The organism is Thermomonas flagellata (assembly GCF_022419185.1).
Classification (GTDB): domain Bacteria; phylum Pseudomonadota; class Gammaproteobacteria; order Xanthomonadales; family Xanthomonadaceae; genus Thermomonas; species Thermomonas flagellata.
The window spans coordinates 189,557-202,664 of the sequence record NZ_JAJOZK010000004.1 but is presented as its reverse complement, the minus strand read 5'-3'; the positions used below and the strand labels follow the sequence as shown (position 1 = coordinate 202,664).

General features: G+C 67.5%; 17 protein-coding genes. 1 reads left to right on the top strand and 16 read right to left on the bottom strand.

All coding sequences use genetic code 11. The annotated features are described in order from the left end of the window. Window positions 1–21: 21 nt before the first annotated feature. The 16 genes from ML340_RS05815 to ML340_RS05740 form a co-directional block, all read right to left on the bottom strand. Window positions 22–2,304: a phage/plasmid primase, P4 family gene (locus ML340_RS05815; RefSeq protein WP_240097616.1), complete on the bottom strand. Its 2,283-nt coding sequence runs from the start codon at window positions 2,302–2,304 to the stop codon at window positions 22–24. Next, window positions 2,288–2,542 carry a helix-turn-helix domain-containing protein gene (locus tag ML340_RS05810; protein ID WP_240097614.1) on the bottom strand — a complete coding sequence of 85 codons (255 nt, stop codon included), beginning with the start codon at window positions 2,540–2,542 and terminating at the stop codon, window positions 2,288–2,290. Before ML340_RS05810 ends, ML340_RS05815 begins: the two co-directional genes overlap by 17 nt. Next, window positions 2,539–3,285 carry a hypothetical protein gene (locus ML340_RS05805; RefSeq protein ID WP_240097612.1) on the bottom strand — a complete coding sequence of 249 codons (747 nt, stop codon included), beginning with the start codon at window positions 3,283–3,285 and terminating at the stop codon, window positions 2,539–2,541. Before ML340_RS05805 ends, ML340_RS05810 begins: the two co-directional genes overlap by 4 nt. Next, window positions 3,282–3,797, bottom strand: a complete 516-nt coding sequence (locus ML340_RS05800; RefSeq protein ID WP_240097610.1) for a DUF6511 domain-containing protein — start codon at window positions 3,795–3,797, stop codon at window positions 3,282–3,284. Before ML340_RS05800 ends, ML340_RS05805 begins: the two co-directional genes overlap by 4 nt. Before the next feature lie 11 nt (window positions 3,798–3,808). Continuing rightward, the gene (locus ML340_RS05795) at window positions 3,809–4,438 is read right to left on the bottom strand and encodes a hypothetical protein (RefSeq protein ID WP_240097608.1); all 630 of its coding nucleotides are present in this window, start codon (window positions 4,436–4,438) and stop codon (window positions 3,809–3,811) included. Window positions 4,439–4,444: 6 nt separating this feature from the next. Continuing rightward, a complete protein-coding gene (locus tag ML340_RS05790; protein WP_054284889.1) occupies window positions 4,445–5,299 on the bottom strand; it encodes an ATP-binding protein in 855 nt (284 codons plus the stop codon). A gap of 10 nt (window positions 5,300–5,309) precedes the next feature. Further along, entirely contained in the window at window positions 5,310–5,915 is a 606-nt protein-coding gene (locus tag ML340_RS05785) for a hypothetical protein (protein WP_083460479.1), read from the bottom strand. A 292-nt stretch (window positions 5,916–6,207) separates the two neighbouring features. Further along, window positions 6,208–6,687: a hypothetical protein gene (locus ML340_RS05780; RefSeq protein WP_240097606.1), complete on the bottom strand. Its 480-nt coding sequence runs from the start codon at window positions 6,685–6,687 to the stop codon at window positions 6,208–6,210. Between the two features lie 11 nt (window positions 6,688–6,698). Beyond that, window positions 6,699–6,962 (bottom strand): helix-turn-helix transcriptional regulator, encoded by a 264-nt coding sequence (locus tag ML340_RS05775; RefSeq protein ID WP_028769813.1) that lies wholly within the window; start codon window positions 6,960–6,962, stop codon window positions 6,699–6,701. A 182-nt stretch (window positions 6,963–7,144) separates the two neighbouring features. Continuing rightward, window positions 7,145–7,633 (bottom strand): hypothetical protein, encoded by a 489-nt coding sequence (locus ML340_RS05770; RefSeq protein ID WP_240097604.1) that lies wholly within the window; start codon window positions 7,631–7,633, stop codon window positions 7,145–7,147. Continuing rightward, entirely contained in the window at window positions 7,630–9,042 is a 1,413-nt protein-coding gene (locus tag ML340_RS05765; protein ID WP_240097603.1) for a recombinase family protein, read from the bottom strand. The genes ML340_RS05770 and ML340_RS05765 overlap by 4 nt, the downstream gene beginning before the upstream one ends. Window positions 9,043–9,056: 14 nt before the next feature. Continuing rightward, complete coding sequence (locus ML340_RS05760; RefSeq protein WP_240097601.1) at window positions 9,057–9,530, bottom strand: DUF2924 domain-containing protein; 474 nt, start codon at window positions 9,528–9,530, stop codon at window positions 9,057–9,059. Next, the gene (locus ML340_RS05755; RefSeq protein ID WP_240097599.1) at window positions 9,527–9,751 is read right to left on the bottom strand and encodes a hypothetical protein; all 225 of its coding nucleotides are present in this window, start codon (window positions 9,749–9,751) and stop codon (window positions 9,527–9,529) included. The genes ML340_RS05760 and ML340_RS05755 overlap by 4 nt, the downstream gene beginning before the upstream one ends. 156 nt (window positions 9,752–9,907) lie before the next feature. Next, on the bottom strand, window positions 9,908–10,330 hold the full coding sequence (locus tag ML340_RS05750; protein ID WP_240097597.1) for a hypothetical protein: 423 nt from the start codon (window positions 10,328–10,330) through the stop codon (window positions 9,908–9,910). 29 nt (window positions 10,331–10,359) lie between these two features. Continuing rightward, window positions 10,360–11,265 carry an ImmA/IrrE family metallo-endopeptidase gene (locus ML340_RS05745; RefSeq protein ID WP_221768407.1) on the bottom strand — a complete coding sequence of 302 codons (906 nt, stop codon included), beginning with the start codon at window positions 11,263–11,265 and terminating at the stop codon, window positions 10,360–10,362. Then, window positions 11,262–11,609, bottom strand: a complete 348-nt coding sequence (locus ML340_RS05740; RefSeq protein WP_126624723.1) for a helix-turn-helix domain-containing protein — start codon at window positions 11,607–11,609, stop codon at window positions 11,262–11,264. Before ML340_RS05740 ends, ML340_RS05745 begins: the two co-directional genes overlap by 4 nt. Before the next feature lie 244 nt (window positions 11,610–11,853). Here ML340_RS05740 and ML340_RS05735 point away from each other — a divergent pair, with 244 nt between their 5' ends. Further along, on the top strand, window positions 11,854–13,107 hold the full coding sequence (locus ML340_RS05735) for a hypothetical protein (RefSeq protein ID WP_240097595.1): 1,254 nt from the start codon (window positions 11,854–11,856) through the stop codon (window positions 13,105–13,107). Window position 13,108 lies beyond the last annotated feature (1 nt).

The following is a 13,108-nucleotide window of genomic DNA, read 5'->3' as shown; positions in this document are numbered from 1 at the left end:
CCTGTCGGTGGTCACGGGTGTTCAGTCGTCGGCATAGGGGGTGTAGGCGGGCTGCATCGGGTGCTTGAGACCCACGCCACGGAAGCCCCGGATGCCGGCGGCGTTGCGCCATTTCTCGACGCCGCGGGTGATCAAGAGGTCGGAGAAGCGGCGCTGTGAGCCGACGAACTCGCCGGCGGCCTCCGCCCACTGCTTCCAGTCGGTGAACAGTTCGGCGGTCAGGGACTTGGCATTGGCCTCGCGCACGCAGCGCTCCTCCAGCCAGCGGCCCAGCGCGTCCTCGGCTTCGAAGTACTCCTCGGTGGCGGCCACGACCTGCGGCGGCGGATCGAGCCGGCCCAGGCGCTGCCAGGCCAGGCAGCCCTCCAGCGCCCAGGCCAGGATCCCGTCGCGCTCGGCGAGCAACTTGTGCTGCAGGTGTTTGTCCCGCCGCTCGGGCGGCACGGTGATCGTGAAGGGGATCAGGTGCAGCCGGCGCTTCATGGCCTCGTCGATGTTGCGGATGGCGGGCTTGTGGTTGCCGGCGACGAAGAGCTTGAACTGCGGCCAGAACTCGAAGAAGTCTTGCCGCATGAAGCGCGCCGAGACCTTGTCGCCGCCGGTGATGGCCTTGACCTTGGACTCGTTCCAGCGCCGGCCCTGCTCGGTCTCGATGGAGGAGACGAAGCGCGCCCCGCGCAGGCCCGCCATGTCGGTTGGATGCCGGTCGCTGCGCGTCTCCATGAAGGTGTCCATCGGCGCGCTGGCGGCGTAGTCGCCGAGGATCGTGGCCAGGGTGTTCACGAACACCGACTTGCCGTTGGCGCCGGTGCCATAGAGGAAGAACAGCGCATGCTCCTGGGTCGAGCCGGTCAGGCAGTAGCCGCTGACGCGCTGCAAATAGGCTTGCAGGTCCGCGTCGCCGCCGGTGACTTCGGCAAGGAAGCGCCGCCAGGTCGGGCAGTCGCCGCCGGGCGTGGCGGTCGTGATCTTGGTCATGCGGTCGGCGCGGTCGTGCGCGCGCATGCGGCCCGTTCGGAGGTCGACCACGCCGCCTGGGGTGTTGAGCAGCCAGGGATCGGCGTCCCACTCGGCGGTGGTCGCGGCGTGGCGTCGGTCTGCGCGAGCCAGGCGTTCGACGCCGCCGACGGTGCCGGAGGTGGCCAGCTTGGCCGCCAGCTTCGGGTTGTCGGCCTGGAGGGCCGCGTGTCGGCAGACACCGCGGATCAAGTCGGTGGCCGCCAGCGTTTCCTCGTTGCGCCAACGCCGGCCATCCCACACCAACCAGCGGCCCCAGGCCGCCACGTAGCGCCAGTCGCGGTGGTAGCGCCGGGTGAAGGCCAGCGCCAGGGCATCTTCGGTGCCCCACACCGATTCATCCGCGCCGATCACCGGCTCGCCGGGGTCCGCAAGGTCATGCACCTGCACACGCGGACCGTGGGCGAGGAAGGCCGCGACGTCGAAGCCCTCCATCACGGCGTCCGCCGCGTCCCAGCCGTCCGCCGCTTCCTCGGGCGGGTACAGGATGTGGCAGGTCTTCGCGCCCGCCGACAGAATCGCCTGGGCCGCCTGCACGGCGTACTCCCAGCCCGGCTTGTCGCGGTCGGGCCAGATCAGCACGGCCTTGCCAGCCAGCGGCGACCAGTCGGTCTTGTCCACCGGGGCGTTGGCGCCGTGCATCGCGGTGGTGGCCACGATCCCGCGCTCGATCAAGGCCTGGGCGCATTTCTCGCCCTCGACCAGCACGACCTGGGCGGCGTTGTGGATCCCCGGCTGGTTGTAGAGCGGCCGCGGCTCGGGCGGCGCCATCTTGCGGCGGCGCGCGTCCCAGGGCCGGAACTCCTTCTTGCGCCCTGGCGGGTCGTAGCGGTAGACCACGGCGATGAGGCGCCCTTGTGCGTCGAGGTAGTCCCACTTGGCGGTGGCCGGGCCGAGGTCGTCCACCGGGGCCTTCTTGGCCGCCTTGCGCGGCGGCGCCGTGAGCGCTCGGCCGACGAGGTCCTCGGCCAGGTCGAGGATGCGGGCGAAGTCGCCCTGCACGTCCACGCCGAAGTGAGCGCCGATCAGGTGGAACACATCGCCGCCGGAGCCTTCGGCGCGGTCGGTCCACAGTCCCGCCTTGTCGCCGTCGAGCACGACTTCCAGGCTGTCGCCCGGGCTGCCGAGCACGTCGCCGATGACGAACTTGCCGCGGCGCTTCTTTCCAGCGGGGAACAGCGTGAACAGCACCGACTCCAGCCTCGCGAGCAGCGCGGCGCGCACGGCCTCGCGGCGTTCGGACGCCGGGATCTCGGGCGCGGGTGCGGTGTCATTGAAGTCCAGCATCCGACTCCTCCTCGTGCCCTGCGTCGGCCGTGAGCAGGGCTTGACGTTCCTCCATCCACGCCATCAGTTCGGAGAGCTTGAAACGCAGCAGCTTGCCCACCCGGTAGTGCGGCAGGCCGAGACGTCGGCGCTCCTTCGCGTGCGTGAGCCAGTAGTGCGGCAGATTGAGCGCCAGTGCCGCCTCGCGTGCGTCGATCAGGCGCTCCCCGAGCACCGGGTGCAGTGGTCTGTCGGTCATGCCGCAGCCCTCCAGCACCGGTCCTGCCACGGGCACATCCGGCACTCGACATGGGTGGGATCGGCGAAGGCGCGTGGAAGCAGTTCGCCCGCCTCGGTGGCCGTGATGACCTTGACCGCCCGGTCGGACATGCGCTGCGCCAACGCCGCGTCGAACGGCACCAGCTCGGCGTGGATCTCCATGGTGTCGGCGTTCACCGCCGTGAACAGGGCCGGGTGCGCGTGCAGTTCGAGATAGGCCTGGTAGAGCGCGACCTGGGCGGCGTAGACGGGCTTGGCGACCGCGAGGCGATGTCTCTCCAACTCGCGCCACGACTTCGCTCCCAAGCACTTGTTCTCCCACAGCGCCGGGTAGCCGCAACCGAACCCCAGGTCGGGCCCGGCGACGAGCACGCCATCGACGTGGCCCTGCAGGCGCCCGTCCAGCGCCGAGAAGCCGAATTGCTCGCCCGCGTCGTCGCGCGTGCGCAGATCGAAGCCCGCCGCGCGCAGCCATCCGACCATGCAGTCCTCGATGAGGTGGCCGCGCTCGAAGACGCGCAGCATGCGACCGTCGGTCTCGCGACCCGGATCGACCGGGGCGTCGGCGAACTCGTACTGCAGCTGCCGCTCGCAGGTCGCCCCCAGGCGCGAGGCGCCCAGGTACGCGCGGCGAGGCTGCGCCGCGCGAGACTGCTGCATCCCGGCATCGATCAGCGCCGTGAGCTGACCCGACAGGCTCTTGGAGGCGTTGAAGTCCATCATCGCCGCGCCTCCTTGGGTGCTGCCGTGCGTGCCGTCTGCGCTTGAGCCTTCGGCTCCTCCCACGGCAGGTCGTCTGCCAGGTCCGCGAAGGGGTCGGACACGGGGTCTTTGAGCCCGCGCACCGGCGGATACTTGCTTGCCTCGTGGTGCTCGACCATCGCCTCCGTGTAGCAGGTGACGATGGCGTCGATCACCTGGAGCGCCTCGGCCTCGGAATACTCGCCCAGCGGCTTGGCAAAGCCGATCTCGCCCGCGACCTCGCCGAAGGCCTTGAGGCACTTCTTCATCGCGGCCAGTTCGACGTCAGACGGGTCGATCATGGCCACCTCCGTCTTGGGCGTGCGTCCTTCCTGCACCCGCAGCCACTGACCGTAGAGCGCATGAAACACCTGCTGGCAACGCCGCGAGCAGAACACCCAGTCGATCGGATAGCGCCGGGCGTCGCCCACCGGATGCCGAAGGTCCGAGTGGCCGTAGCCGCGCGCCTGTCGTTTGCAGACCCAACACTTCACTGACCCTCCTCTCACTGCGCCCAGGCGGGCTTGCCCGGCACGGCGGGGCGTTGCGGGGCGGGCGGCGTGGGGATCGCACGGGGCGGGGCGACCGCCGCCGGGGCGCCACCGTTGCCGGTACCGGGGGCCTTCGGCGGCACGCCCATCAGGCGGACGTAGTCCGGGTGGTCGGGCTCGACGGCGTTTCGGATGACGTTCTTCAACTCGCCGCGGCCGTCCTTCTCGACGTCGATGCGGGCCGCAAACTCGATGCCGTCGAGCTCGTGGAAGCCCTGGATGCGCCGCGCGGCGGCGGCCTGCGGGCTCATGTCCTGCGGATGGACGTTGCGGGCGGAATTGAGCACGGCGCGCACGAAGCTGCGCCCCATCTGGCCCCAAGCCGGGCCCTTCGGGGAATGCAGGCCGATGTTGCTCCAGAGCTTGCGCCGGGCGTACTCGCCCTCCAGCACGACGAACTCGGCCGCGAGATAGACGGAACCCGTCTCGAAGCTCTGGGTGGCCCAGCCGCCCGTCCAGCCCTGCGCCGGGTCGTCGTAGCCCCCGGGCTTGATCGTCATGCGCACGCGGGCGAGCGTGCCCTTGGGGATGAGGTCGAAGCTTTGCTGTTGTTCGGCGTCGTTGAAGTCGTTCCAAGCGGTCATGGCGGATCACTCCTTGAATGCGTTGAGGTCGGTTGAATGCGACAAAGCGCTGGCGTGTGCTGCGGCAGTGCGGCCGAGGCACTTGGCAATGAGCTTTCCGAGGTGGGGTTCTTCGATGGGGGCAAGCCGTCCCGAGCGGTCCTTGCTCGGGAAGCCCCAGGGGTTGTCCGCGCCGGTGACGAACGCGCGGTATGGCGTGCCGTCGTCGGCCTTCAAGATGGCCAGCGTGATGACTTCATCGAGCACACCAGGCAGCTCGGCCGAGGTCTTGGCGCCTTCGAGCTGCAGCTGGTAGATGCGGCGGTTGAAATCGTCCAGCTTCTCTTCCAGGATGCAGACGTAGATGACGTGCTTGTCCCTCACGTGCTGCAGGTGCGTGAGGGCGCCGATCATCTCGGTGCCGAGCAAGCCATAAGCGCCCCGGGTGTCGGGCTTGCCGGTCTTCTCGGAGAATGCGGCCGGCTGGGTCTTGCACCAGGCCAGGCACATCCGCGAGAGCACGGTCAAGGAATCGACGAAGTAGGTGTCGTACTTGGCCAGCTGCGCCGGGTCGCCGTACTTCTGGCAGACGTGATCAAAGTGGGCCTGCGAGAAGGCCTGCTCGGGTGTGGCGCTCGGGCTGGGTCCTGCCAGGAACACCACCAGGTCCTTGAACTCCGGCCAGGTGCGCGGGCGCAGGGTGTCACCGCCCCAGTCGAGGATGGACAGATCGCCGGCCTCGGTGTCCACCAGTAAGGTGCGTTCGGCATCGAGCGTGCGGATCTGGGAGGTCTTGCCCACCCCGGGCGCACCGACGAGGGCGACCTTGGCGCAGCGTTTTTCGACGAGTCTTTCGTTGGCCGTCACGATAGGCAATGGCATGGCCGACTCCTCATTCGAACGAGACGACCGTGAAGCGGCCGAAGGTGGGACGGAAGTCACCCACGCCGATGAGTCGGCCTGCCATGTCCAGGCTGTCCTTGATCCAGGCACGGTCGAGGTATTCGGGCAGCACCACCATCAGATCGAACTCGGCGCGCCAACCCGCACGCATGGCAGGCCGCACCCGATTGACGCCCGCGCGTTGCACCACCACGCGGCGGCGGTCTTCGTAATCCCAGCGGTCGGTCCCCAGGCTGGCCAGGTGGGTGAGCGAAACCACGCCGGCCTTGGTGATGTCCTGCGCCGATTTGCGTGGACTCCTGGGGTCCTGCTTGAACTTGGCCGCACCGATCAGCGCCTGTCGCAGATACTCCCCGGGCAGGCACAACTGGCCCTGGTTGTCGCGATAGACGTAGCTCTCGATGTCGTCGGTTTTTTTGGCGGCGCTGTTCTTGGTGGCCTTGGCCTTGGCGTCGACGGCCTCGCAGTTCCAGCGGTGGAACAACAAGTCCGCCACGCCTTCGATGACGACACGGACGCTGTACGGCGCCCCCGTCAGGACCGCCGACTCGGCACCGTTGCCGAGCGCATCCTCGTTTCTCAAAAGGGTTTTCATCGTCGAATCTCCAGAAATCGAAAGTTCCTTGCCACATCGGGCCCAGCCTTGCCTAGCCACGCCAAGCCAGTCCGAACCGAGCCCAGTCACAGTTCGCTTGGGCCTTGCCGCGGCTTGCCCCGCCATGCCATGCCACAGCGCGCCGAGCACAACCCGGCCATTGGCTTGCCAAGATCAAGGACGTCACGAGGATGAAGGGGCGTCATCACGCCACCTCCTTCAGCCGCTCGGCGACACGGGGCGGAATCGAATTCCGGCCCTTCTCTTTCACTTTCAGTTCGGTGGGCATGGTTCAGTCCTCCGAGGTCAAGGTCAGCCGAAACGTCGGCTTGCCGGGCTTGACGGTGCGCGCCGGCTCGAACTGCGCGCGCAGCGCCGCGGGCCAGTGGTTGAAGCGGGACTCGGACACCGAGTACTCGACATCGAGGTAGTCCTCGACGCGCTCGCCGGCGGCGGCGATGCGCCGGGCCATCTGCGACAGCTGCGCCTGGTCCCAGGCCACGCGTTTCGGGACATCGACGGTCACGCGCAGTGCGCCGTCGGTGAGATGCACGACGCCGAAGTCCTTGCCGGCCTCGAGGCGTGCAGCACGGGCCTGCTCGCCGTAGGCGGCCTCCAGCGCGGCGTCGAACTTCGCGCGGGCCTGCTTGAGCCAGGCGAGCGCTTCGTCGAGGTTGCGGCTGATCTCCGCCTTCTGGGCGGGCGGCAGCGCGGCCAGCTGGCCGACGGACATCGCGGCGATGTCGGCGGGGTAGAGGGTCAAATCGCTCATCGCATCCCCCTTCAGCGCGCCGCGCGCTCGGAGGTCGAGTCGTGCAGGGCGCCACGCTCGAACTCGATGACCGACTCCAGGGGGTAGCTGACGCGCTTGGACAGCTTCAGGTAGCGCGGGCCCCGCCCTTCGCTGCGCCAGCGCTGCAGGGTCTTGGGGCTCAGGCCCCAGCGCTGCGCGAGCTCGTTCTCGTTGAGGACCCGACGGTCGCCGGGAGACAGGCTGTTGATCGCATCGACCGGCGACCGGGGGATGGTGCTTGCCGTTGTCGGCATGGAAGCCTCCTATGACGCTGTTGAGGAACAGGTGTCATTGCAGGCTTCGGGTGGCGAACCTTGGAGGGACCGAATGGCGAACCACGCACAAACTTCGGGTTCGCCAATCCGCACGCGTCCATGCCAAAACGGCGAGCACGCGGCTCGCCGTTCTTGGGGACAGGGGGATGGTCAGCGGCCGGTCACAGGACGCGTGGTGGAAAACCCAGCAGCCGACGCTGCTCGCCCCAGTCGCGGGGCAGCAGATCGTGCCGGCCACGCAGGGTCTGCAGGTTCAGATGGCGGGGCTGGCGCCCGTCCAGGATGGCCTCGACGATGTCGGGGGCCAACAGGGTCAGGCGCAGCACCTCGGCCACCCAGCCGGGCTCCAACTTCAGGGAGCGGGCCAGGTCGGTCGTCGTGGGATAGCGCCCCTCCTCGAGCAGCCGCTTCCAGTAGAAGGCCTTGCCGAGCGTCTTGATCATCGACGCGTCCAGTCCTCCCGCGGCTGAGGCTGTGGACTCGGGCGTCGGCGGGATCAGGAGCTTGCGGTTCTGCCGGCGCTTGATCGTCAGGGGCACCAGGGTCACCCGCTGCCCGTCGCTGACGTAGCTGCGCGCGTCGCTGCCGACCTCGACCCGGATCGCGCGGCGGCGGGAGTTCGGAGTCGGATCGGGAGGCGACCGGGTCATGCCAAGGCCTCCTCGGCGCTCGCGCGGCACTCGTCGACCAAGGGATGCGCGCCGATCTCGGGCCCCAATCCCAGCCAGCCGTCTTCACGCCAGAGGATGTCGAGTCCGTACTCATGCAGTTGGACCCGCTCGATCAGCAGCCGCGCGATGCGTTGCTGCTCGGCCGGGAACAACTGCGCCCACACGTCGCCGATGCGTCGCATCGCCACCACCACCTGCGCTTCGTCGAGGGCGGCACCCGCCGGGTGGCGCTGGCACGCCCGCCAGGTGCCGATCAGCACCTCCGGCGCCGAGAGCGCCGCGTGGATCTGCGTCAGCACCGCGTTCTCGATCTCGGCCGCGGGCAGATGGCCGACGTCCGGGGCATCCGACGCCAGGCTCGCACCCGCGTTGCGGCGCTTGTGCAGGTAGGGGACGTAGTAGCGGTAGGTGCGTCCGCTCTTCTTCTTGACGAAGGTGTGCAGCATGCGCTGGCCGTCGGGCGCGAACAGTAGCCCCGCGAGCAGCGCCGGATGCTTGGCCCGGTGTTCACGCGGCGCCTGCTTGCGGCGCGCGATGAAAGCGTGCGCGGCGTCCCACAGGTCTCGTGGCACGATCGCTTCGTGTTGGCCGGGATACCACGTGCCGTGGTTGCGGATCTCACCGAGGTAGATGCGGTTGCGCAGCAACGCGAAGATGTATTGCTGATCGATCGGTCGGCCCGTGCGCCGGCGCCCGCCTTGGGTCACCCAGGCCTTGGTGGTGTGCCCCTCGACCGCCATCTCTCGCACCAGCCGCGCCGCCGAGCCATGCTCGGCGTAGCGCCGGAAGATGTCACGCACGAGCGCGGCCTCGCGCTCGTTGACGACGAGCTTGCGATCGACGACGTCGTAGCCCAGCGGCGGCATGCCGCCCATCCACATGCCCTTCGCCTTGGAGGCGGCGATCTTGTCGCGGATGCGCTCGCCGGTGACCTCGCGCTCGAACTGCGCGAAGGACAGCAGGATGTTGAGCGTGAGCCGCCCCATCGAGGTGGTGGTGTTGAACTGCTGCGTGACCGAGACGAAGGAGACGCCGTTGCGGTCGAACACCTCCACCAGCTTGGCGAAGTCCGGCAGACTTCGCGTCAATCGGTCGATCTTGTAGACGACCACGATGTCGATCCTGCCGGCCTCGATGTCGGCGAGCAGCCGCTTGAGCGCAGGGCGGTCGAGATTGCCGCCGGAGTAGCCGCCGTCGTCATAACCCTCCTCGACGGCGATCCAGCCCTCGTGGCGTTGGCTGGCGATGAAGGCCAGCCCCGCGTCGCGTTGGGCCTCCAGGCTGTTGTACTCCTGGTCCAGCCCTTCGTCGGTGGACTTGCGCGTGTAGACCGCGCAGCGCCTCGATGGCGTGACGGGACCTGGGGCTAGCGTGGTCGACGAGGACACGGGCCGTTGTGATCTCATGCCGGCTCCTTCTGGCCGCCCTTGGTCTTGAGGCCGAAGAACGCGGGGCCCGACCAATGCGTGCCGGTGATGTGGCGGGCAATCGCCGTCAGGCTCTTGAACCGCTGCCCCTGATACTCGAAGTCATTGGGCCCGCGCACCAGCACCCGGTGCTCGACGTCGTCGAAGATCCGCGTGAGCACGGTGCCCGGCAGCAGCCGACTCGCGTCGCGGCGCAGTTGGCGCGGCAGGATGCCCGTCTCACCGATCTCCTCGAGCTTGCGGCGGGTGGCGGGCTTCAACCCGCCAAAGGCGCGCTCCTGGATCCTGTAGGCGAGCCGGCTCTCCAGCCACGTGCGGTGGTGATGCTTGGGCCGCTCCTCGAAGTACTCGTCCCACAACGCCCAGAGGCTGTCCATCGACAGGTGGGGCAGCTGCGCGACGCGGGCGGCGATGGTGGTAGCGTCGACTGTGGGTGCGTGTGCCGTCATGGGCGAACTCCGTTGTTGTTATCGGGGTTCGCATTCACGCGCTGTGGCCCGCACAAGCCAAGGCCAACCGAGTCGCTGTCGGTGGCGATATGGCCAGATGGCGGAAAGGGGCGCGCGCGCAGCCGCAGGAGGGCGCAGGCCAGCAGATCGACGATCTCTTGTTGCGCGTGCCGAGGCCGATCAGCCTCGAGGGCCGGGGAGCGGGGTTCGAGTTCGTGCATGGTCGGCGTTTCGATGGGAAACGCCGCTCATGCTAGGAATCGAGGGTACTTCGCGTAACGGGTTCTGGCGGGGATGCGCGGGCTTGCCCTGACCGATACTTCAAATGCAACCACGCCATTTGAACGGGAGGCGCGCGCCGCTGCGGACTTTGGACTTCAGAACAACAGCCTTCCGATGTCGCTGGCTGCGTTCAGCCCACCTCGCCAATCACTACCGCTCTTGGGCAGCGTGAAGGTGTACCGAGCCGCGGCATGCTGAGACTCGCACTCGACACGAACACCCACCCAGGCGTCGGACGACGTTCTCGAAAACACGACGGTCGTCAGCCATTCCAGATCATTGTCGTGCCTGCTGTAGCGGATGCCGGCGAGATCGACGTCGGGCGAAGTGGCAAGGAGCGATTGAACTTTCTCTTTTCCGTTCTCGACATGCGCCTCGTCCTTCTGTAGCAGATCCCGAAGCATTTCGGCAGACAATCCAGTATGCGGAGACCCGGATATCCAGGTCACCATCGCCTGAAGGAAGTCCACGGTGGTTCGATCCGCTTCAACTGGAAACTCGGTGGCAAACGAAAGCATGGATGCCTCCAGAACGATCTCTACACAGCCTACTGTCGCCAATTTACGGCATCGAGAGTTTCGCCATCCTGCCAGGATCGATCCCAAGCGCGCGGCTCGGCACTTTCCAACAGCAGCAGGGTCAGGACGCGATCTCTCGAGGTGTAGCTGTGCTTGAACTCGCGCAGCTTCATGTGGGGGGCTTCCTCCGGGCACCAGATCGCGGCGGACATCTCGACGCCATCCCATGCCTGCTCGACGCTCGCGTCGGCGGCGAGCGTGCCGGGCAACGGCTCTTGCGGATCGCCGCTGCGCCGGATGCGTGCCCGGGTTCTCACGGCGCTGCTGCTGCGCCATTCGTACTTCGCGTAACCGTTGTCCCAGTAGACCAGGATCGCGCGCTGCGGGGTGAACTTGATGAAGCGGATGCACAACGCCTCGAACGAGACCTGGAAGCGCTTGGCAATGGCACTAAGGACGTGCAGATCGATGCGTCGGTTCGAGATCCACTCGCGCAGCCGATCGCCGGGCATCAGCAAATTGCTGGCGAAGTCGTCGGCTTCGCGCTCGATCAGACGCATCGTCTCGTGGCCGGAGTGGACGCTGTCCTTGTCGCAGTTGAAACGCGACTGCTGGTCGCGGTGCAGGACGAAGTGGCCCAGCTCGTGCGCAATGGTGAATCGCTGGCGCTGCGGGCTGACCGTGCCGTTGTAGGCGATACCCCAGACCTCAGGGTCACCGGGGTCCCGCGCCAGCAGGCCCTCGAAGGCATCGTCGTTGAACTGCACCGGCGGACGAATCTCCCGAACCCCTTTGCCGTAGGGCGTGGTCGGCAGCATCTGCCGCACGACATCGAGATCGACGGCCTCGGGCACGTCCGCGCCATACCAAGCCCGCAACCAGTGGTGGACTTTGTTGGCGGCGATCGCGCCGTTGAGGGCCGGGGGCGTGTTCACCTTTTGCTTTCCGGCAGATCCTTGTCCGGGAAGATGATCTTCAGCGCTTGGCGCACCCGGTCCTTCTCTGCTTCGGTCATGCCGGCATAGGCACGGAAGAAGGCCACATCCTCGGGGCTGGCCTCGGGGACCTGGGGCATGGGCTCGCCCATGATGTCCTCCATCGTGACGCCCAGCACCTTGGCCAGCGCCTGCACGCGCTCGGCCGAGGGGCGTTGACCCTCCTTCATCTCCAGTTCCCAGATGTAGGCCTTGGTGCAGCCGACCGCGTCGGCCACCTGCTGCAGGGTCAACTTCTTCGCCTCGCGCAAACGCCGCAGGCGTACTCCAAACGCCGAAGCCATGGCGATGTCCCGTCTCGAATCGACTGTCAGTGTAGGAAAACAGACCCAAAAGTATAGCCACGATATACAAAAAAGCGCCAGACGTGCCGCGATGATTGACAGGCGGAATGGGGCGGGACACAATCGCGCTGTATCTCGCTACTTTACTCCGGCGAGATGCCCGTTCGGTAACCCCGTCGCCGGCCCGCGTGCCCGATCCATCGGTCCGCAGCCCTCGACACCTCTTGCGGAAAGGACCGAGAAGATGAAGAAGACCTTCGTCGACGTGCTGCTCGAACTGCCGGTGGACACGACGCTCAGCACTTTCCTGGCCTCGCACGGCCTGCCCGTGGCCGCCGATTTCGACTGGGAGGACACGCCGCGCACCTCACAGGCGCTGGTGGAGGCCGTTCGCGCCTGGCCCGACGTCGCCGCCCGCGACCGTCTGATCGGCAACCTCATGGCCAGCATCCAGTTGGCCGACCCGGCCGGCAAGCAGGCGATGTTCCAGGCTGCCGCCGGGGACGGCGCCGCGCTGCTGGGCCTGGTGGGATGCCGGAGCGATACCCACCGCTCCTTCTGGCTGTATGCCAACCACCCGGCGCTGTTCGAGCGGGCCTGTGAGTTCGACTACCTGGAGCGCCACGGATCGCAAGCCCAGCAGCACGACCTCGGCGTGAAGCGTCGGCCGAACACCTCGGATGCCGCTCTGGCCGCGCTGCGCCAGGCCATCTCGGCCTTCTATGAGCGCGAACTGCAGTGCGGCGACGGCAGCGTGGCTTACCTGGTGGAACGCCGCCCCGGCGTGTTCCTGCTGACGGTCCACGTCAAGGACCTGGCCATGCTGCGCCTGGAGTTCGAAGGGGCGACGCTTACTCGGCGCGTCGGCAATCCGAACATCCACATGGTGCTGGAGTACGCCGTCGCCACCGGGGTCGTTCGCACCCTCGTGCGCGGGGGCGCCAAGTACCACCAGATGCTCGTGGACGCCTTCGCCGAGCACCTGCTGGGCGTCAAGGTGGACGCGCACCGTATCAAGCCGCCGACGCTGGACCTGTCGGTCTTGCGCCTGGGCTTCGATGTGCCGCAGGCCGTGGCGGACGGCTTCGTGGCGCTGCAGGTCAAGTCCATCTCGATGTTGAGCCCGAGCACGGCACTGAAGCTCGATTGCACGGCGATGGCCTCCAGCGAGCAGCGCTGCGTCACCGAACTGCTGCGCGAGGAGTTCCCTGGTGAGGACCCGCTGGCCCGCGGCTGGTTGATCACGGCGGCACGCATCAACCTGTACTACCCGCCCGAGGCCGGAAAGGCTCGTTCCAAGGTCGTCACGGTCGAGGTGACGCGTCGCGGACGGCTGAACCTGCACAAGTTCGATGCCGCGTTGCAGGCGCAGTTGGAGGGCTACCTGGTCTCGCTGGGCATCTTGCAGCCCGGCCAGACGCTGAACGTCCGGGAAGCGCCGCCGGAAGCGGGAACTGCCAATCCTGAGCCGCATCCCTCCACGATTGGCGAGGACTAAC

Bases quoted from the DNA above. Each gene is read 5' to 3' on its own strand.
- ML340_RS05815 (WP_240097616.1), bottom strand. From the start codon at position 2,304: ATGCTGGACTTCAATGACACCGCACCCGCGCCCGAGATCCCGGCGTCC.
- ML340_RS05810 (WP_240097614.1), bottom strand. From the start codon at position 2,542: ATGACCGACAGACCACTGCACCCGGTGCTCGGGGAGCGCCTGATCGAC.
- ML340_RS05805 (WP_240097612.1), bottom strand. From the start codon at position 3,285: ATGATGGACTTCAACGCCTCCAAGAGCCTGTCGGGTCAGCTCACGGCG.
- ML340_RS05795 (WP_240097608.1), bottom strand. From the start codon at position 4,438: ATGACCGCTTGGAACGACTTCAACGACGCCGAACAACAGCAAAGCTTC.
- ML340_RS05790 (WP_054284889.1), bottom strand. From the start codon at position 5,299: ATGCCATTGCCTATCGTGACGGCCAACGAAAGACTCGTCGAAAAACGC.
- ML340_RS05785 (WP_083460479.1), bottom strand. From the start codon at position 5,915: ATGAAAACCCTTTTGAGAAACGAGGATGCGCTCGGCAACGGTGCCGAG.
- ML340_RS05780 (WP_240097606.1), bottom strand. From the start codon at position 6,687: ATGAGCGATTTGACCCTCTACCCCGCCGACATCGCCGCGATGTCCGTC.
- ML340_RS05775 (WP_028769813.1), bottom strand. From the start codon at position 6,962: ATGCCGACAACGGCAAGCACCATCCCCCGGTCGCCGGTCGATGCGATC.
- ML340_RS05770 (WP_240097604.1), bottom strand. From the start codon at position 7,633: ATGACCCGGTCGCCTCCCGATCCGACTCCGAACTCCCGCCGCCGCGCG.
- ML340_RS05760 (WP_240097601.1), bottom strand. From the start codon at position 9,530: ATGACGGCACACGCACCCACAGTCGACGCTACCACCATCGCCGCCCGC.
- ML340_RS05755 (WP_240097599.1), bottom strand. From the start codon at position 9,751: ATGCACGAACTCGAACCCCGCTCCCCGGCCCTCGAGGCTGATCGGCCT.
- ML340_RS05750 (WP_240097597.1), bottom strand. From the start codon at position 10,330: ATGCTTTCGTTTGCCACCGAGTTTCCAGTTGAAGCGGATCGAACCACC.
- ML340_RS05740 (WP_126624723.1), bottom strand. From the start codon at position 11,609: ATGGCTTCGGCGTTTGGAGTACGCCTGCGGCGTTTGCGCGAGGCGAAG.
- ML340_RS05735 (WP_240097595.1), top strand. From the start codon at position 11,854: ATGAAGAAGACCTTCGTCGACGTGCTGCTCGAACTGCCGGTGGACACG.